Below are 19,007 nucleotides of genomic sequence, written 5' to 3' on the forward strand. Positions count from 1 at the left end.
AACGTTCCCGGCGCGTCTTCCCTCATGGCTGACGGCGCTCAGTCGAAATCGAACACGTCGAAGAGCGAGCGCTTTTTCTTCTGCGTCCGATAACCCGATCGATGCTCGTCGTAACCGCGGTGGCTGTCGTACGAATGATCCCGCTGCCGATGGCGATCGTGGCGATCGTGACTATCGTGACTATCGTGACTTGAGCGCGGAGCGGGCGGCGTGTCTGAATTCGCCGTGTCCTGCGCGATCAGCTTGTCGAGTTCGCCGCGATCGAGCCACACGCCCCGGCAGTCGGGACAGTAATCGACTTCGATCGAGCGGCGCTCGGTCATCAGCAGGTCGGTGGTCTTGCAAACCGGGCATTTCATGGCGTCGCTCCTCAAGAGTAGAAAAGACATCGAATGCTGGACCGGGGCGAATGCAGACTGCCCGATCCGGGAAAAACCATCACACGCTTTCGCTTATTGCCCGCTGTTGAGCGCGCGCTTCGATTTCGCGCGGCGCACCAGCATGTTCATCGCTTCCACGAACGCGGAGAACGCCATCGCCACGTAGATGTAGGCCTTCGGCACGTGTGAACCGAAACCTTCCGCAATCAGCGTCATACCGATCACAAGCAGAAAACTGAGCGCAAGCGTGACGATGGTCGGATTGCGATCGATAAAGCGTGACAGCGGGCGTGCGGCGAATAGCATGGCGAGAACCGCGCTGATTACCGCGACGAACATGATCGGCATGTGTTCGGTCATGCCGACCGCCGTGATGATGCTGTCGACCGAGAACACCATATCGAGCACCAGGATCTGGCCGATCGCGGCCGCCACGGTCAACTGGACGGTGCTGCCCGCTTTGCTGCGTTCTTCTTCGGCATGCGTCACGTGGTGGTGAATCTCGCGCGTCGCCTTCCAGACGAGGAACAGGCCGCCGCCGAGCAGGATCAGATCGCGCCACGAAAACGCGTGAGCGAACAGCGTGATGGCGGGCGCGGTCAATTGCGCGATCCACGCGACGGTGCCGAGCAGGCCGAGCCGCATCACGAGCGCGAGCATGATGCCGATGCGCTGCGTGCGCGCGCGTTGCGCTTCCGGCAGCTTGTTGCTGAGGATCGAGATGAAGATCAGGTTGTCGATGCCGAGCACGATCTCCATCACGACCAGCGTGAGGAGCGCGGCCCATGCGGCGGGGTCGGCAACGAGTGTGAGCAGAGTGTCCATGGTGTCCGTAAGCGAGTGAATGCGGGTGACGTTGGATTAGCGATCATCATCGCCATTTTCTGGCTTCGGATAAATCAGTGATATTCTGAGCGATGTATCGTTTTTTTCGAAGTGTCACGCCATGCTCAACTACCGGCATCTGTATTACTTCTGGATAGTAGTGAAGGAGGGCGGCTTCGCGCGTGCGGCCGAACGTCTCGATATGGCGGTGCAGACCATCAGCGCGCAGGTGCGGGAGCTGGAGAAATCGATTGGGCGGCAATTGCTGAAGCCGGCGGGGCGCGGCGTCACAATGACCGAAGCAGGCGAGACGGCCTTCAATCGCGCGGAGCAGATTTTTCAGCTTGGCGAGGCGCTCCTCGACGATATGCGCGAGGCCGGTGGGGAAGGTGTGGCGCGCCTCGCCGTCGGTCTTTCCGACGGTATTTCGAAGCTCGCGGCGCATGCGCTGCTGGCGCCGGTGCTCGGCACGCCGTCGCTCAGGCTTTTATGTCACGAGGGCGAGCACGCCGAGCTGATGTCGGAACTCGCGCTTCATCGGCTCGATCTGGTGCTCGCTTGCCAGCCGGAGCCGCACAATGCCGACCTGCGCGTGCTGAGCCAGCGCCTGGCCGGTTCGCCGGTCGACTGGTACGGCCCGACGGGGATCGTCCGCAAATCCGCGCGCGCGGGCTTTCCACAGTGCCTCGCCGAGGTGCCCGTGCTTCTGCCGACCCGGCACGCCGCTTTGCGTGCGCGGCTCGACCGTTGGTTCGACGCGCAAGGCATCCGGCCGCACATCGTCGGCGAATTCGAGGACAGCGCGCTGATGGCGGTGTTTGCCGCGCGCGGCCTCGGCGTGTTTCCGCTCGCGGAGCTCGGCGCGGAAGATCTGTCGCTGCTGCGGGGCCTGCGCTGGCTCGGCCGCGCCGATGGCGTGATCGAGGAGATTCACGCCATCCGTTCGCGTCGCGGGCAACATCACGGGCTCGCTTCTCAGGTGGTGGCCGGCGCGCGCTGATAACCGCGCAATACGCGCGACGGCAGCCCGTGACGGTTGGCGGCCGGCGTCAGGTCGGGCCCCCACGCATTCAACATGGCGGCGAGCAGGGCGATTTCGCCGTCCGCCAGATAGTCGTCCGCGACCGTCACGGCGACACACAGACGAATCACCTTGCGGCGCAACGTAGGATCGTCGATCTCGTCGATCAAGGTCGTGAGCATGGCCGGGTCGAGACGGCCCACCGGCGGCGCGAACGACAGTTGCGCGACCGAGTGATCTTCGCACAGCGTCTGCACGATCTGCTCGAATTGCGCGGGCGCGAGACCGAGTTCACCGGCGATATTCAATTTCTGCAGCACACGCTCTTCTGAACTGCACACGTGACCGTCCGAAGTGAGGGCTAGCGCGACGATGCGTGCTGCGGCTTGCGGGCTGTTACGCGGGTAGGTTCGCATGATTTTTTCCTTGGGTGGACGATGTCCGTAGTGAAGATGAGCTCCAGTCTGCGGTAGGTTGAGGATAGGATAAACCTGCTAATTACGAAGGAAAGGTTCGGAAAAAACGAAGCTTGAGCCCCTGATCGACGAACGTCGGAGCGCGCGCTTGAATGCTTCGCTCGCGCCGATGGTACGGCGCAAATGGAGTACTTTGATGGCGACTCAGATGTGATGGATTGAGTTGACAGGCCGGTCACCGGTGAAGCGCCCGACTTCGCGGCGCCTCATCGGAGAACCCGGCGAACCTTGTCGATTTAAAGCGGATGAAGCTTGCCATTGAGGTCCATCGACCACTTCGAGCCATCGCCGAACGTGAGTACGCCATTAATGGCGTCGATATGGGTCGGCTTGCCGGCAGGTTCTTTATCTTTTCCTCCAACCACGCGTGCCATGTCGGCAGAGGTCATTTCTTCGTTGCGATGCAGTTCGCCGATCTTCAGGTCTTTCATGACGTTCTCCTTGAGAAAAATTACCTGGGTGTGCGAGCACTTCTGTGTGTGCTCGCACACTCACACTGCACATGATGTGCCAGGCGTGCTTGAAAAGCGTCAACGGGCTGATAGCAAAGGAGTTGGCGGCTTGAAGAGCTTGCGGCGAAGCTTTAAGTGATGCGGTGAACCCAACAGTCGAACAACCTGCTGTCTGTTGAACGACAACAGCTTTACGTTGGCGAGTTTCTATTCAAACGATCGTAGCCCACGGATTTTGATGTGAGGATCCCCCGCGCGTTACGTTGAACGCGGTAAAAAAAGAGCGTCGATCCAAAGGAGACCGACGCTCAAAAGGAGAACCCGCTGTCCACAGGTTCACACACACCGGAGCGCCATCAATGCATGGGCGCGTCTTGCATGGCTGGCTGGTTGTTGTTTAGCGCGCTCTGCTGGGCTGCGTGCATGGCGGCAACTTTTCTTTCCGCTTCCTGAATGTCGGCGGGATAGTCGCTTTCGTCGCCGCGAGACGGATCGTATCCGGCGGCTTCCAACTCCTCGAGTTCATGGCGCACATCGGCGCGCGTGAGCTGATGCGTGCCGGGCGCGGCCGACGTTTGCGCATAGGCGCCGCTTGCCGTTGCCAGGAGGGCGGCGCTTGCAACGAGTGCGCCGGCTGCGGCGCGGACCATGAGACGGTTCAAAGAGGTCAGTTTCATGTCAATACTCCTCGATAGGCGAGCGTAATGTTCGAACTCGACGTGAGCCGGCATCAGCACGCTCTGAACAGTTAAACCAGGGGAGTGGACGTCTTATTCCCGCCAGCGCGTCGAAAAAGCGCGGGAATAATCACGCCGGATTCGGCGTCTTGCAGTGCGTGAAGACACGAATTGGGGTGAGCAAAATGAACATCATCGATATGGCCCGTGAATCGGGAATGGCCGTTGTCCTCGACGCCCGGATCGGCCGGGAGGAATACCACAGCGTATGCGGTTCGCTGTCGGCGCTAGAGAAATTTGTCGACGCTATCCGCCAGACACGGGTGAATCACACAACGGCTATCAAGCCGCGGCAACGGCCTTTCACGCGAGGCCTGAAATGAATCGAACGCGTATTGCGACCTGGAAGCCGCTGTATCCGGCAGACATGCTGCGAGCCGCCGGGCGCGCGCCACTGGTGCCTTTTCGGCGGTCGCTAAGTATGGCTGGCCGCGCTGCGAGGGAATCGGCTGTTCATACTCTGCTGCGCCGCTGCCAACTGGTGTCCGGCGTGGTGCTGCTGGTCTATCTGTTCCTGCATCTGGTCAATCACGCGCTCGGCATCTGGTCGCTGGATCTTGCGGGCCGCGGTCTGACACTGGCGTTGCGGGTGTGGCGCAGCGCGCCGGGAACAGTGCTTCTTTATGGCGCGTCGCTCTTGCATTTTTCGTTGGCGCTGCGAACGATCTACGGGCGGCGTCACTGGAAAATGCCGCTCACTGAATGGGTGCGGCTTTGGGCGGGACTGAGTTTGCCGCTGCTGCTGATCCGTCATGTGGTATCCACCCGGCTTGCCTCGTCGCTGTACGGTTTCGAGCCGAACTACGAGCGCATCGTGATAGCGCTCATTACTAGTGGCACGCAAGGTTTGCAGCTTGCACTGCTTGCGCCCGGCTGGGTGCATGGTTGTCTGGGACTGTGGCTGCGTATGCGTCATCGCGCTGGAGCGCGGCGCGCGAAACCCTTTCTGCTGGGGCTGCTCGTTGGGTTGCCCTTGCTGTCCGCCGCGGGTTTCGTTCGAATGAAGCAGGCTGTCCTCGCACTCTGCATCGGGCCATTGCAGACCGACCCCAAGCTGGTCGCCCATCAACTTTCGCTCGATACATGGCGCCACAACATTCTGATGCTGTATCTGGCGTTGCTGATCGGCGCCTTCGTCGCGGGGCAATTGCGCAACTGGCGCGAACGCCGACGGCTTCGGAAGGCGACGATGACCATCTGATCCGCCACCGTTCGTCGCGTTCTACAAGGACTTGCGGGCCTGAGCCTGGGCACGCTGGGCACGCTGAGTTCGCCAGGTCGCGGCGGAGTCAGGCGCTGTCCGTTACATCAGGATGCTTGCGGCACTCGACCTGATCGCGGCCGTCGGCAACTCGAAGCAGAAAGTCGTGCCCGTTCCCGCCGTGTCGAGCAAACGTATCTGGCTCTGATTCAATTGCAGCATGCGCTGGACGATCAACAACCCCAGTCCGCCGCCCCGATGCGCACCGCCGGAGCTGAACGGGCGCTCGAACAGACCTTCGCGCTGCTCGGGCGGAATGCCGGGGCCCGTGTCGCTGATTGTCACCGACACCTTGCCGTCCTTATGCGCGAGGTCCACCTCGATCGATCCTTCCGCGGGCGTATGGCGAATCGCGTTGTCGAGCAGATTCGTCAGCACGCGCTCGATCATGCCGAGATCGGCACTGACGTTCGGCAAACGTGGCGGAATAGTCGCGCGCAACTGAATATGCCGCGCCTCAGCCGGCAATTCGAATTTCTGAAAGACATCCTGCACCAGATCGACCAGCGAGAACTGTTCGAGCGCGGGTTGGACGTTGCCATGTTCGAGCCTGGCCAGTTCGAACAAAGCCTGCGCGAGCCTGCCCACCTTGACGCTTTGCGCGAGCGCGATCGCCAGATAGCGCTTGCGTTCCGTTTCGCCGAGCGTGTCGGACTTCAGCGAGAGCGTTTCAAGGTAGCCATGCAGCGAGGTCAGCGGCGTGCGCAGGTCGTGCGAAATATTGGCGATCAGTTCGCGGCGCTGCTGGTCCTGGCGCGTCAGCGCGCGCCATTGTTCGCCGATGCGGTTCGCCATCTGCGCGAACGTTGCTTCGAGCACGGCGATTTCGTCGCGGCGTCCGGCCGGCGACGAACGCGGCACGCTCGGCTGGATGTCGGGCTCGCCCTCGGCGTCGAAGCGGCGCATGGCGTCGGTCAGGCGCCGCAGCGGCCGCGTGATCAGGCCGAATGCGGTCAAGCCGGCCAGCAATCCAAGCAGCGCGACCAGCGCCATCGACCACAAGGTAGTGCGCAGCACGGAACTGGCCGCCACGCGCGCGGCGAGCGCGTCGTGTTCCTCGCCGAGCAGGACCACGTAGATATAGCCGGACGGCGGCTGTCCGCTCAATTGCAACGGTGCTGCACTGAACACCTTTTTACCGTCGACGCTGCGCGGATCGTCGCCGAGAATCGGCAGCGAGTCTCCCGCGATGAATTGCCGGATCGGCGCAAGATTCACCTGTTCGCGCTTGACGTGTCCCGCGGGCGCGTCGTCGCCTTTTATGTGCCCTTGATTGTCGAGCAGGTACACCTCGACGCTCGGATTCACTCTCATCAGTTGGCCGAATAGCTGCCGGACCGCGTCGGGCCGCAAGCCGTTGGCATCCATCAGCGAGTTGCCATGAGCGATATGGTCGGCGAGATTGCGCGACAGGCTCTGTATGACTTCCTTCTCGTGCAGATCGCTCGAACGGATCTGCAGGAAGGCCGACGCGCCGCAGCATGCCAGCAGCAGCACGGAGAAAACGAGCGAGAGCCGCTGGGTCAGCGTCAGATTCACGATACGTCCTTCGGTGCGCCGGCTGGCTCGCCGGGGACGGCGAGCTTGTAGCCGCGTCCCCAAACGGTCAGGATGCGCTCGGGTTGAGCCGGATCGGCCTCGATCTTCGCGCGCAGCCGGTTGATATGAGTGTTGACGGTGTGCTCGTAGCCTTCGTGCTGATAGCCCCACACCGCATTGAGCAGGTCCATGCGCGAAAACACCTTGCCGGGATGTTGCGCGAAGTAATAGAGCAGGTCGAATTCGCGCGGTGTGAGTTCGATCGGCTTGCCGTCGACGGCGGCCTCGCGCGTGAGCGGATCGATCGACAACCCGGCGATGCGCAGACTGCCGGCTTCGATTTTCGAGTCTTTCGCCAGCGCGTCGACGCGACGCAACAGCGCTTTCACACGCGCCACGAGTTCGAGCACGGAGAACGGTTTGGCGAGATAGTCGTCCGCGCCGAGTTCGAGGCCGAGAATCCGGTGCACTTCGCTCGACCGCGCGCTGGTGATGATGATCGGCGTATAGCGCGTCATCGCGCGGGCGCGCCGGCAGATTTCCAGTCCGTCGACGCCGGGCAGCATCAGATCGAGAATCAGCGCGTCCCAGCCGCCTTGCTCCAGCAGGCGCAGCCCTTCATTGCCGTCGGCGCTGTGCACGACTTCATAGCGCTCGTCGCGCAGATGCAGGCTCAGCACGTTGGCGATGTCGATGTCGTCTTCGACGATCAGGATGCGCTTCGGATTGTCCATGGTGGGCTTGAGCCGCGGTTGGGGGCGTGGTTGAGGAGAAGGGCCGGGCGCGGCCGCCAGGAAAAGCGGCCATGGCGCCATTGTGCAAAATTTCCGGGCAGCGAGTTATCACATTTAATTTAACTTTTCGTGAGGACTTCGATACCGGCGGCGCTCTAGGATGTGGGCACTTTCTGCAGTATCAGGTTTTGAATGAACTGTACGCCGGCTGCCGCCCGAGTCAGCGTGCCCACTTTAACCGACCTATACGAACGTTCGGAACTGACATGTTACTCATCGTTCTCGCCTATCTCGGCGGCGCCCTTACGATTCTCAGCCCGTGCATCCTGCCGGTGCTGCCGTTCGTGTTCGCGCGCGCCGACCAGCCTTTCGTGCGCAGCGGCTTGCCTTTGCTGGCGGGCATGGCGCTGACCTTCGCCCTCGTCGCGACGCTTGCCGCGGTGGGCGGCGGCTGGGTCACGCAGGCTAACCAGTACGGCCGCTGGGTGGCTATCGCCCTGCTGGCGATCTTCGGGCTGACCCTGCTGTTCCCGCGTTTCGCCGATCATCTGATGCGGCCGCTTGTTAGCGCCGGCAATCGCCTGTCGAATTTCGCGCAGACCGATGGTCAGCAGGTCCGCGCGGGTTCGTCGTTTCTGCTCGGCATTGCTACCGGCCTGTTGTGGGCGCCGTGCGCCGGTCCGATACTCGGTCTCGTGCTGACGGGCGCGGCATTGCGCGGTGCGAGCGTCGGTACGACGTTGCTGCTGGTGGCCTACGCGGCCGGCGCGGCGACTTCGCTGGCGGTGGCGCTGCTGATCGGCGGCAAGGTGTTCACGGCGATGAAGCGCTCGCTGGGCGCGGGCGAGTGGATTCGCCGCGGAATCGGCGCATTGATGTTGTGCGGCGTGGCGGCGATCGCGCTCGGTTTCGACACTGGCGTGCTTGCCCGCGTTTCGACGGTTGCGACCGGTGGACTCGAACAGAAACTCGTCGATAAGCTGTCGCCGAACGCGGCGCCGGGTAAGGCGCCGGTTGCGGGCAACGCGGCCGATGCATCCGGCGGCGCAATGATGAGCGTCAACGCCGCGTCGCAATCGACGGCAGGCGCCGATGCGGATTCCACCGCGGTCAATGCGGCGCAGGGCGGCGCGATGATGCGCACCGCCGTCGCCGCCGAAGCAGCGCCGCTGCCCGTGGAAGGCGTGCTGCCCCCGTTGGACGGTGCGGTTCAATGGCTGAATTCGCCGCCACTCACCACCCAGGACTTGCGCGGCAAAGTCGTGCTGGTCGACTTCTGGACTTACTCGTGCATCAACTGCCTGCGCTCGCTGCCGTATGTCAAAGCGTGGGCGCAGAAGTACAAGGATCAGGGACTCGTCGTGATCGGCGTGCATGCGCCGGAGTTCGCCTTCGAACGCAATATCGACAACGTGAAGAAGGCTACGCACGACCTCGGTGTCGACTATCCCGTCGCGATCGACAACAACTATGCGATCTGGCGCGCACTGAATAACCAGTACTGGCCCGCACACTATTTCGTCGATGCGAAAGGGCAGATCCGCTATCACCATTTCGGCGAAGGCGATTATGCGGGGTCCGAAAAGGTGATCCAGCAACTGCTGACCGAAGCGGGCCACGCGAATGCATCGAAGGTCGCGCTCGGAATTGCAAACGGCGGCGCGCAGGGCGTGCAGGCCGCGGCGGACAACGCCGATATGCAATCGCCGGAAACCTACGTCGGTTATCAGCGGGCGGAGAACTTCGCGTCGCCGGGCGGGGAAGTGGCGGACAAGACGCACACGTACGTAGCGCCGTCTCAACCCGGCGTCAACGACTGGGGTCTTGCCGGTTCATGGAACGTTGGCGCGGAGCACGCAACGCTCGCGGCATCCTCTGGACGCATCGTGTATCGCTTTCATGCACGCGACCTGCATCTGGTGCTCGGCCCGGGCAAGGATGGCAAGCCTGTGCGGTTTCGCGTGAGCGTCGACGGCGCCGCGCCCGGCGCGTCGCACGGCACCGACGTCGCCGCCGATGGCAGCGGCACCGTAACCGGGCAACGTCTCTATCAACTGGTGCGGCAAACGGGCGAAGTCGGGGATCACACGTTCTCGATCGAGTTTCTGGACCCGGGTGTGCAGGCATTTGCTTTCACGTTCGGCTGAGCCGATGCAAGCGGCTCGACTCAACTCTTACTGACCTGAAGGATTGATCATGCGTACGATATCCACCCGCACAGCGTCGCTGCGCAAGCGTTTCTCTGTCACACGAATCATGGGCCTCGTCGTCGTTGCTCTGGGCGTCGTGGCCGCGCAGCACGTTGCGCACTCCGCTGAAGCCGCCACGAAGATTCCGGCGCCCGTACAGGACGAAAAAGCCGCTGCGACGCATAGCGAAACCGCGGTGTTCGCCGGCGGTTGCTTCTGGGGCGTGCAAGGCGTGTTCGAACATGTGCGCGGCGTGAAGCAGGTTGCCTCGGGTTATACCGGCGGCGCGGCATCCACGGCGCAATACGAACCCGTCAGCGAGGGCGATACGGGACACGCGGAGTCGGTGCAGATCACCTACGATCCGACGCAGATCACGTATGGTCGCTTGCTGCAGATATTCTTTTCGGTCGCGCACAATCCTACCGAGTTGGACTATCAGGGCCCCGACCACGGCACGCAATACCGCTCGGCGATTTTTCCGGTGAATGCGGTGCAGCGCGGCATCGCGCAATCGTATATTGCTCAGCTCGATAGCGCTCATGTGTTCTCGGCGAAAGTCGTGACTCGCGTCGAAGACTTCAAGGGCTTTTATCCGGCGGAGAGTTATCACCAGAACTTCCTCGCGCTGCATCCGGACTATCCGTACATCGCGATCAACGATCTGCCGAAAGTGAGCGATCTGAAGCGGATGTTCCCGGATCTGTATCGCAACGATCCGGTGTTGTTTGCGACGGCGTCGCGATAGGACGTGGGGCGGTGCGCCGCTGCCGTCGCGACTGTGGCCGCTGTCGTGACCGCTCGCGGCGCGTCGCGACGGATTGGCTGGTAGCGGCGCGTGAGTCGACACGCGCACGGGTCGTACTTGCTCGATGGTGCGGCCGTCTTCCCGGCGGGGTATAGCGGTCGGCTGCGCTGAAGTGGCGGTCGTCGTGCGACAGCAGGATCAGCGGTTTGGCTTGCCGCTTCAGGTCCGGCAGGATCTCTCTATAAACCCGGCGTAAAGCCGGGTGCTGGTCGGCGGTCCAAACGGCCGAGCAGTGCCGCAGTCTCGACGCCCGTGTGGTGGCGAGCATCAGCGGCGCCGTTCGCGCAGCGTGGCGACGATGGCCTGTCTTCGGTCAGGGCAACTTCGTCATACTCATCTTTGCGGTAATATTCTGCCGCGATTTTATTAGTACACGAGAGCAATTTAGTCGGTGGTTTCGTTAGCTGGAAGAGCCGGTGGGCCCTGCGAAAAGACAATGTAATTCGCGATGCGAAGTAAGAGCGAGATATCGAGAGTTGAAATTTTCAGGGCCTGTCTGTTCGCTGGAGCAAGTTGATTTTCTCGTAAAAAGGATGCGACACCATTTTTTGCGTTGCATTGGAATTGTCCGATATCGTCCGGATAAGCAAGAGGCGCTCTCGTGCACATTTGTACTACCAATATAAAAATTGCACGAGCGATGATCCAGTCCGGGAAAACGCAGCTAATCTACTGACAAATCAAAGAATTACGTTTTCTCGCGGACCGTGAGGAAGAGCTTTTCCATTCCATTCAATTTGGAAAGACTCTGGAAGGATGCTACCGGAATTTCTTGTAATTATCACTTATCGCCCCTCAAATGCCCACGTTACGCGGATGAAACGTTTATAATTCGTCTGCCAAAAGCTTCTGTAACTAATACCGGACAGATCGGTCGGGCGCTGACGGGCTGTAACTGTTACGCCCACGATTGCTGCACTGCGATAGCGGCTGTCCGCGCGCAAAGCGAATTGGCGAATCAACTGTTTTTTTGGCTTCCGAACCCGACTTACGCAACGAGGGCGACCTCGATCACTGGCGAGTCGACGGGTTCACATCAATGAGTGACTGTCAACGGTGAACGAAAAAAACTCGGATTAATTTTTCGTCATCCTGAATTTTTTAAGTCGCGCATATTGGTGCGAAATTTGTTTATCAAACTGAGGTGCACTGGCCTGTCAGTGTGAGCCTCGCCAGATGTTCGAGTCGCGTCAGCGGCGTGCATTAACTCCTTGTGACGTTTTCCCGGTCTTGCGATCGGCAGGATTCTTCATGCCGGCGTTGACTGAATCTTTTCACGCAATCGGTGCGTGTTGCGCTCGATCGCTGTGGAGGATATCGATGTAGTCATTGTTTGCGATTGTCGAACGATCACGGCGCAATGAAATAGTAAGCATGACGTAATAAATAGAATGTTCGCCCGACGCCGGGAAAACATTTCGCCTACACCGCTGGTCGGTGAAAAGTCGGGATGCGAGCGGAAGGCAGCGCGTCCACCACCGGATAGCGGCACATCAAGGCTTCATCAGCAATGAACGCGGTCAGCGCGTTCTCAGGTTCACCTCTCTCTGGACTCAATAACGTCAAGGCGGGACGACTGATCGATCTTGCTGAATTTTCGGGGACAACCTGCTTTAGCGAAACATACGGACAATGACGAGATACTTGAAACTATTGGGCGTTGCATCAGCAACGGTGTTGGCATCGTTTGCCGCGGAAAGCGCGCAGGCTCAGGCAAGCACCATCACGGTCTCAGGACAGCAATACAAGCTGTGCGCGCAGGAGAATGGCAAATGCTCATTCCTCGGAACTGGCTCGGTGGTGTTTGGTGCGGTTCCGCCCACATCGCCGTCGGTGATGTTGACCGCGCCGCGTACGTTCAGCAATGGCGTCGGCTGTTATGTCGGCGCAGTCTCGCAGTCGGACCCCGCATACGGGTACGGCAAGTCTTGTTGGGTTAAAGCGGTTGCCGCAACGCCGACCCCGACACCCACTCCGACGCCAACGCCGACACCAACGCCGACCCCAACGCCAACGCCGACTCCGACTCCGACTCCGACGCCGACGCCGACTCCCACGCCGACTCCCACGCCGACTCCGACTCCGTCCCCCACGCCGGGCAATGCGACCATGTCGTGCAGCACGCCGACGCAAACAGCGGGCGGAACCGCGAACGGCGTGATCAGCGCCGACACGCCGACCACCGACGGCCTGCGCGTGTTCCAGAACAACGCCCCGTTCAAACTGGCGATTACGACGAACGCGCCGAGTGCGGACACCGTCGTCTGGTCCGTCGCGGATTCCAATGGCGCGATCAAGACGCAAGGCAGTTTTGCGGTCAAGGCCGGCGTACAAACCAGCACGATTCCGTGTACGTCGACGTGGTCCGGCTATGGTGCACTCACCGCCACTCTGCGTTCGAATGGCGGCACGTTGCCGAGAAGCGGCACGCGTCCGGTCGGCATCGCGACGTTCGGTGTGTTGCCGAACCTCAGTTCGGTTCTGGGCACCGTGACGTATGCGCACCAGGATCAGCACCGCTTCGGTATGCAGGGCTTCAACGGCAATATCGCCGCCTTGCACGCGCTGGGTATCTCGTGGACGATCGACGATCGTCAGGTATCGGCCATGGAACCGAACGGCCCGAATACGTACACGCCGAACGTGAACGACCTCGATCCGTTCTACAAGGCCAATCCTGATCAGATGCGTATCGTGCGTCTGGACGGACTGCCGGCGTGGGACTCGAAGACCGGCCAGTTCAACGACAGCTATTACGCACCGTCGAACATGCCTGAGTTCCAGACCTTCATGAGCAAGGTCGGCACCGATACGAGCCTGATCCGCGCTGCCAACTACCCGAATCAGCAGAAGAACTACTATCAGGTAACGTGGGAACCGAGCCTCGGTTGGGCGGATAGCGACGCGAATTTCGTCGCCATGTACAAAGCTGCTTACGAAGGCATTCACTCGACCGATCCGAATGCGGTCGTGATGGGCACCGGCAATCCGTTCGCTTCCAATTGCGATACCTGTACGACGGGCTATCTGCAGAAGTTCGGCGCGCTCGGCCTGTGGAATTACATCGATGCGGTGGCCACGCACGGCTACTGGAATGCGGGCACGTACCCGGCTCATCCGCCTGAGCTGCAGGATTCCGATCCGAGCACGGCGAACCAGGCCAACGCGCTCGACAACCAGATGGCGCAACTGCGTTCGGTCATGCAGGCCGGCAAGCCGAACATGAAGCTCTTCTTCACGGAAGCGGGCGTGAGCTACGACCCGGGCCTCAACTACGGTCCGAATGTGCCGTCGCAGAACCAGTTGTTCGCACATGCTGCAGTCGGCGTGCGGGCACACATCATCGTGCTTGGCGGCGGTGCTCAGGTCACGACGCTGTTCTACGGTCCGGACTATCCGGGCGAAGTGGGCTACGGCTCGTTCTTCGATCTGAACGATGCACAAGGCGCATTCGGTGCATCGAACCTGTCGCCGAAGCCTGAAGCGATGGCCTTCGCAACGATGACGCGGGTTCTCGACGGCACGAATACGCTGGGCCGGATCAAGAGCGCGCCCGCGGGAGTCTTTGCGTATGGGTTCCAGCAACTGGGCAACGGCAAGGTCGTGACCGCCGCGTGGACGCACAGCAATGCTCAGTGGCCGGCGAGCAACGGCACGTATAGCCAGACCTATTCCACCAGCTATTCGCTTCAGGTCGACAATGCCGGCACGTCGGGCAATGTGACGAAGATCGACGGCTACGGCAATGTCAGCACGGTGGCGTATACCAACGGTCAGGTCGCGCTGACGCTCACTGAAGTGCCGCAGTACATCGTGTCGAACAACGCTACGGTTGCCAAGGCCAATGCGACTGTTCCGCTCGGTTACACCGGCCAGTAACTGGCTCGATAGGCGGTTCAACCACCGCTGAAAAAGATCGACGCGCCGCCGATATGAAAAGCGGCGCGTCGATTACGCATTCATGGTCACGTTGATAACGGTACGTTGTAGCGCATTGTGCGCCGACCACGATCGCATGCATGAAATCCGCCCGCACTCGCGGCGAGTAAAGAGGGGGAGAGCGGCCCGCACCGCGACGTCCTCCGCCGTTCGCAACGCTCTACCGTTGCGCGTTCAAAACTTCGACACCCTTATCCGTAAAGAACGCGAGCCCTGCTCCGAGCATCGCGTATTGGCTCTTGATCACCGGCATATCATGCGGAACGACATCGCGTAGCGCCGCAAGATACTTTGGCGTGAAGATGCGATTCCAGTTGGCGGCAAGCTGACTCGCCGAATCTATCATTTCGTGATGCGTCGCGCTCCAGTTCACCCGCAACGGGAAGTGAACAAAGCGCGCGGCCTGCTTCGGGTCGCCCTTCAATGCGGCGAAATAGAAGCCTTGAGCGCGTGCTTCGAATGCGTCATCCGTTTCGTTGGTGATCATCCCGTAGCGGTGTCCTGTATTCGCGTCCGCGAACGACATGCCTTCGAGATTGAAACTGACCGGCAAAGTCTTCCCGCCGCCGTTCCAACTGCCGGCAAGTCCCACGCTATTGGAAAAATCGAGCGGCTGGTCGCCGTTCGATCCATTGCCGACGAAGTGCAAATCGAAAGTGCCATTCGCTTCCCGCAGTGTCAGAAGTAGAAGTAATGCCCTTTGCCTATCGCATTCCCGTGCAAAACGAGCGTCATACCGACCTTCGCTCCGCCGACCGTGCCAGAATAATCCACGCTGCTCGTGCTTTCGGACTGCGCGATGGCAGCGTGATTCATGCCCGTCGACAATCCAGACACTACGGCAAGCATCGCGATCGTGCGTCTCCGGTTCAGGCCATGAAGGCGCAATCGAGGTGTGTTCATGCGACATCCTGTTTTGGGAAGCGAAGAGGCTAGCATGAACGGCGCGGCTCGAAAATCGCGTCCGGGCGCTCCGCATCAAAGTGGCTGCGCTACGTTCGCGGATGAACGCCATTCACGTTTCATCGACCCATTTGCCGGCCATAAACTCCAACGCTACGTGACAGTCAACTGAAATCGACGCGGCATTCGCGCAACCGGCGCACTCCGGACATGGCATATTGGCGAAGCCAGTCATCAACAGGAGCACTCCATGCGAATCCAGACCTCTTTCCTCTTCGATCTCGACGGGACGCTGGTCGACAGCGTCTACCAGCACGTGCTGGCCTGGAAAGAAGCGCTCGACAGCGAAGGCATTCCCTTGTCGGTCTGGCGAATTCACCGCAAGATCGGCATGAGCGGCGGGCTCTTCACCAATCAGCTTTTGCGGGAAACGCACGGCGAGATCAACGCCGACCGGGTCGAGCGTCTCCGTCAAGCTCACGCCGCAGCCTATCAGCGGTTGCGCGCACAGGTGTGTCCGCTGCCGGGCGCGCGTGCGCTGCTCGACGCGCTGACGCAAGCCGGAACGCCTTGGGCCGTGGCGACGAGCGGCCGCATGGAGACGGCGGCGCTCAATCTGGAGGCCCTCGGGGTCGATCCGGCGAAGGCCGTGGTCGTCACGCGCGACGACGTCAAATATGCAAAGCCGGATCCGGATCTGTTCATCGCCGCCGCCGGGCGGCTCGGCGTACCGGTCGAACACACGGTGGTGGTCGGCGACAGCATCTGGGACATGCTCGCGGCGCGGCGCTGCCGGGCGCTGGGCGTGGGTTTGCTGTCGGGCGGATACGGCACGGAGGAACTCGAGCGCGCCGGCGCGCTGCGGGTCTACGACGATCCGGCGGATCTGCTGGATCATCTGGACGAGGTGGCGTCGCGCCCGTAAAAGGCGGCCCTTGATCGCGGATCGCCCAGAACGCATAAGCGCCGCCGTTGATCGCCGCGGCGACTTCGCGCGATCGATGCCAAGGCCCTGTACTATATTGTTCAGCGGAAAACCGCCTTGGCGACCGGCGTGAGAGAATCCTGCAAGGCGTGCCGGAATGTTCCATATGCGAACATGCGGGAACCGGAAGCGGCAAAGTATGGCCCGGCCATGAGACCGATGGCCGAGGCAGCGGGTCCCCATATGCTCGAGAGCCGCCGCGCCGCATCGTGCCGTGCGGGTTGCTGTGACCTGCGGCCAGCGGTCTGCCGCGGTTGTCCTCCAGCGGGGGCGTGACGAACCACGTGAAAATATGAACAATTTTATTCGACCACCTGTTTTCCATCCGTCGACGGTTGTCTTCGTGGATGACAACGACAGCTATCTCGACGCGCTGCGGCGATTCTTTCCGGACAGCGCCACCAATCTGTTTTTTACGCGGCCGCAAACCGCGCTGGCCTTCATCCGTCAGCACGCCCGCAAGAATTCGCTCGAGTTCGCGCCGGCCTCGGCCTGTGTGAGCGAGACGGGTTTTGAGCGCTACATGGAAACCGCGGCGGAACGCGATATTCTGGCCCGCGGCTCCCGTTTCGCGGAAGTCGCGGCGGTGGTCGTGGATTTCGACATGCCGGGCATGAACGGCGTGGAATTCCTCTCGTCCATCTCCAACCTGCGCTGCGCAAAAGTGCTGCTGACCGGCGTCGCGGACGAAACCGTCGCGGTCAAAGCCTTCAATGCGGGAATCGTCGATTTATACCTGAGAAAGACCGATACCGACTCCGCCAACCGGCTGGCCCATTTCCTGAAGGATGCCAAGGCGAGGCACTGTTCGGAAGGCGGCTGGCTCGCGTTGGGCGAGAACGGCCTGACGTATTGCGACCCGCGAACGCGTAAAGTGATCGACGAGGTGGTGGCCGCGAACGGTATCGTCGAGTATTACTGGCGCCCGGAACAGGACGCCATTCTGATGTTCGATCGTGCCGGCAACCCGAGCGTTTTCGTCGCGTGGGCCGAGAACGACTGGATCTCGCAGGGCGAAATCGTCGCGGACGAGGACGGCCCGGCCGACCTTCTCAAGCAAATGGCGGTGCGCGAGGTGATGCCGATCTTCTGGCCGAACCTGGCCTATCGCTCCGGCATGACCGTCAGGACGCTGACCCCGCGCACTATTCCGGGCTGGGACGACGTGTTCTATTGCTGGACCCCGATCGACAAGGCCGACGTAGGCATGGACCTGTTGACGTTCGCGCAATGGCGGAAGGACCGGACGCGCTAAAAGTCTGCCGCGACGTCAAGCCAAATGTACGCCATTCCGACCGCCTGCGTGTCCGCGATGTTCGTGGTGTTCGGCCTATACGTACTGATTACGCAAGGCGCGACGCGTTTATTCACGCCGTTCATCCTGATGTGCGTCTCGACCTTCGCGTGGCAAGGCGCATGGACACTGCTGTTCCAGACGGACAACCCGCACACCGCGGACCTGCTGGTCAGGGGCGGCTATCTATTCATTCTTTTTCTGCCGACAACGTTCTACCACTTCGTGACGGAAGTGGCGGCGCAGCGCCGCGAGCAGCCGATATTGCTGGCGTCGTACGGTCTGTGTTTCGTCCTCGCGATACTGCTGCCCGGTAACGAAGTGGTGGCGGGCTATCAGCATTTCTTCTTCGGCTACTATCCGGTCGCCGGGCCGCTGCATCCCTTGCACGTGGTGCAGACCGTGCTGCTGGCCGGCCGCAGCGCGCAGCTTCTGCTCGCCGCGCGTCAGAAGGCAGAGGGCGACGCGCGGCGGCGCCTCGATCTGTGTCTGGCGAGCCTGTGTCTGTACTCGTTTGCCGCGATGGACTACGCGGTCAACTACGGCTTCGGGTTCTATCCGCCGGGCGTCCTGTTCATCGGTCTGAGCCTCGGGCTGCTGGCGATCACCATCGTGCGCTATCACCTGATTCACCCGTATGCCGTGGCGGCGACCATTGCGCACGAAATCTCGACGCCGCTTGCCACCATCGGCATGCACGCCGACGAAATCGCCAGCGTGTGGGGGCATGTGTTCAAAGGATACCGAACAGCCGTCACGCACGGGCTGTATGAGGATCACGACGAGGTTGGACAGTCCGAACGCATCGGCCAGCTGGCGACGGCGATCCGGCGCGAAGTCTCCGGCACCAGCGCAATGGTCGAAATGGCGCTCGCGTCTTTCACGCTCGATCGTCTGGATCGCGGCGACTTCAGCCGGCATTCGGTGCATCAGTGCGTGATGTCCACGCTCGAACGGTATCCGTTCAGCGGCGACGAGCGTGAGCGTGTCACGGTGATGCCCATCGACCTCGCCATGTCTTTTTCGGGCTCGGATACGGTCGTGGTTTTCGTGCTGTTCAATCTGCTGAAAAACGCGTTGCATGCCATTCGCGTGGGCGGCGACGGGGCGATTACGATCAGTGCCGTTCAGGATCAGGACTTCTGCGTGCTGCAATTCCGCGACACGGGGCCCGGCATCGCGCCCGACGTCCTGCCCTATATCTTCGACGCTTTCTTCACGACCAAGCGGCACGGCAGCGGCGCGGGCATGGGACTCGCGTTCTGCCGTCGCGCGACGGAGCTGCTGGGCGGGAGTATCGAGTGCAGTTCGATACGCGGCATCCACACCACCTTCACCGTGCGGTTGCCGGCGCCGGACACGCCCGCCGATCGCGCACTGCGCAAGACGCCGGCGCAGCATTCGCCTCGCTGGAGTCAGGGCCAATGAAAGGCGCGCAGGTTGAAAACTGTGGCCGTTGCCACT

The 19,007-nt window shown here is 61.3% G+C and carries 17 protein-coding genes; 9 read left to right on the forward strand and 8 right to left on the reverse strand.

Going from position 1 to position 19,007, the window contains the following annotated elements; genetic code table 11:
* Window positions 1–38: 38 nt before the first annotated feature.
* Window positions 39–359, reverse strand: coding sequence for a TFIIB-type zinc ribbon-containing protein (locus tag BPHYT_RS22285; protein ID WP_012426377.1), 321 nt, complete (start codon window positions 357–359; stop codon window positions 39–41).
* Between the two features lie 93 nt (window positions 360–452).
* The gene (locus tag BPHYT_RS22290) at window positions 453–1,205 is read right to left on the reverse strand and encodes a TerC family protein (protein WP_012426378.1); all 753 of its coding nucleotides are present in this window, start codon (window positions 1,203–1,205) and stop codon (window positions 453–455) included.
* Between the two features lie 121 nt (window positions 1,206–1,326).
* Between BPHYT_RS22290 and BPHYT_RS22295 the strand changes: the two genes are divergently transcribed.
* Window positions 1,327–2,205 carry a LysR family transcriptional regulator gene (locus BPHYT_RS22295; protein ID WP_012426379.1) on the forward strand — a complete coding sequence of 293 codons (879 nt, stop codon included), beginning with the start codon at window positions 1,327–1,329 and terminating at the stop codon, window positions 2,203–2,205.
* On the opposite strand, the gene BPHYT_RS22300 is transcribed toward BPHYT_RS22295, so the two are convergent.
* The 3 genes from BPHYT_RS22300 to BPHYT_RS22310 form a co-directional block, all read right to left on the reverse strand.
* Complete coding sequence (locus BPHYT_RS22300; protein WP_012426380.1) at window positions 2,181–2,642, reverse strand: hypothetical protein; 462 nt, start codon at window positions 2,640–2,642, stop codon at window positions 2,181–2,183. The two genes, BPHYT_RS22295 and BPHYT_RS22300, sit on opposite strands and share 25 nt — an antisense overlap.
* A 296-nt stretch (window positions 2,643–2,938) precedes the next feature.
* Window positions 2,939–3,133: a hypothetical protein gene (locus tag BPHYT_RS22305; RefSeq protein WP_012426381.1), complete on the reverse strand. Its 195-nt coding sequence runs from the start codon at window positions 3,131–3,133 to the stop codon at window positions 2,939–2,941.
* 377 nt (window positions 3,134–3,510) lie between these two features.
* A complete protein-coding gene (locus tag BPHYT_RS22310; protein WP_012426382.1) occupies window positions 3,511–3,831 on the reverse strand; it encodes a DUF4148 domain-containing protein in 321 nt (106 codons plus the stop codon).
* Window positions 3,832–4,016: 185 nt separating this feature from the next.
* On the opposite strand from BPHYT_RS22310, the gene BPHYT_RS22315 reads away from it, so the two are divergent.
* Both BPHYT_RS22315 and BPHYT_RS22320 read left to right on the forward strand, forming a co-directional pair.
* A complete protein-coding gene (locus tag BPHYT_RS22315) occupies window positions 4,017–4,214 on the forward strand; it encodes a hypothetical protein (protein ID WP_012426383.1) in 198 nt (65 codons plus the stop codon).
* A 98-nt stretch (window positions 4,215–4,312) separates the two neighbouring features.
* Window positions 4,313–5,092, forward strand: coding sequence for a hypothetical protein (locus tag BPHYT_RS22320; protein ID WP_148225139.1), 780 nt, complete (start codon window positions 4,313–4,315; stop codon window positions 5,090–5,092).
* Between the two features lie 102 nt (window positions 5,093–5,194).
* Here the strand turns inward: BPHYT_RS22320 and BPHYT_RS22325 are convergent, their stop codons facing one another.
* Together BPHYT_RS22325 and BPHYT_RS22330 are read right to left on the reverse strand one after the other, a co-directional pair.
* On the reverse strand, window positions 5,195–6,691 hold the full coding sequence (locus tag BPHYT_RS22325; RefSeq protein ID WP_012426385.1) for a HAMP domain-containing sensor histidine kinase: 1,497 nt from the start codon (window positions 6,689–6,691) through the stop codon (window positions 5,195–5,197).
* On the reverse strand, window positions 6,688–7,425 hold the full coding sequence (locus BPHYT_RS22330) for a response regulator transcription factor (RefSeq protein ID WP_012426386.1): 738 nt from the start codon (window positions 7,423–7,425) through the stop codon (window positions 6,688–6,690). Before BPHYT_RS22330 ends, BPHYT_RS22325 begins: the two co-directional genes overlap by 4 nt.
* 266 nt (window positions 7,426–7,691) lie before the next feature.
* Here BPHYT_RS22330 and BPHYT_RS22335 point away from each other — a divergent pair, with 266 nt between their 5' ends.
* The 3 genes from BPHYT_RS22335 to BPHYT_RS22345 all read left to right on the forward strand — a co-directional run bounded on the left by BPHYT_RS22335 (window position 7,692) and on the right by BPHYT_RS22345 (window position 14,301).
* Entirely contained in the window at window positions 7,692–9,572 is a 1,881-nt protein-coding gene (locus BPHYT_RS22335; RefSeq protein WP_041759101.1) for a cytochrome c biogenesis protein DipZ, read from the forward strand.
* Between the two features lie 49 nt (window positions 9,573–9,621).
* The gene (gene msrA / locus BPHYT_RS22340; protein ID WP_012426388.1) at window positions 9,622–10,362 is read left to right on the forward strand and encodes a peptide-methionine (S)-S-oxide reductase MsrA; all 741 of its coding nucleotides are present in this window, start codon (window positions 9,622–9,624) and stop codon (window positions 10,360–10,362) included.
* 1,692 nt (window positions 10,363–12,054) lie between these two features.
* Window positions 12,055–14,301 carry a hypothetical protein gene (locus BPHYT_RS22345; protein ID WP_012426389.1) on the forward strand — a complete coding sequence of 749 codons (2,247 nt, stop codon included), beginning with the start codon at window positions 12,055–12,057 and terminating at the stop codon, window positions 14,299–14,301.
* Between the two features lie 220 nt (window positions 14,302–14,521).
* On the opposite strand, the gene BPHYT_RS22350 is transcribed toward BPHYT_RS22345, so the two are convergent.
* Window positions 14,522–15,376, reverse strand: coding sequence for a hypothetical protein (locus tag BPHYT_RS22350; protein WP_238535740.1), 855 nt, complete (start codon window positions 15,374–15,376; stop codon window positions 14,522–14,524).
* A 138-nt stretch (window positions 15,377–15,514) separates the two neighbouring features.
* On the opposite strand from BPHYT_RS22350, the gene BPHYT_RS22355 reads away from it, so the two are divergent.
* From BPHYT_RS22355 to BPHYT_RS22365, 3 genes are all read left to right on the forward strand, one after another.
* Window positions 15,515–16,189, forward strand: coding sequence for an HAD family hydrolase (locus BPHYT_RS22355; RefSeq protein ID WP_012426392.1), 675 nt, complete (start codon window positions 15,515–15,517; stop codon window positions 16,187–16,189).
* A gap of 352 nt (window positions 16,190–16,541) precedes the next feature.
* Window positions 16,542–17,504 (forward strand): response regulator, encoded by a 963-nt coding sequence (locus tag BPHYT_RS22360; protein WP_012426393.1) that lies wholly within the window; start codon window positions 16,542–16,544, stop codon window positions 17,502–17,504.
* 24 nt (window positions 17,505–17,528) lie between these two features.
* Window positions 17,529–18,971: a sensor histidine kinase gene (locus BPHYT_RS22365; RefSeq protein ID WP_012426394.1), complete on the forward strand. Its 1,443-nt coding sequence runs from the start codon at window positions 17,529–17,531 to the stop codon at window positions 18,969–18,971.
* The last annotated feature ends 36 nt before the right edge of the window (window positions 18,972–19,007 follow it).

Origin of the sequence: Paraburkholderia phytofirmans PsJN, assembly GCF_000020125.1 — a bacterium.
Lineage (GTDB): Bacteria > Pseudomonadota > Gammaproteobacteria > Burkholderiales > Burkholderiaceae > Paraburkholderia > Paraburkholderia phytofirmans.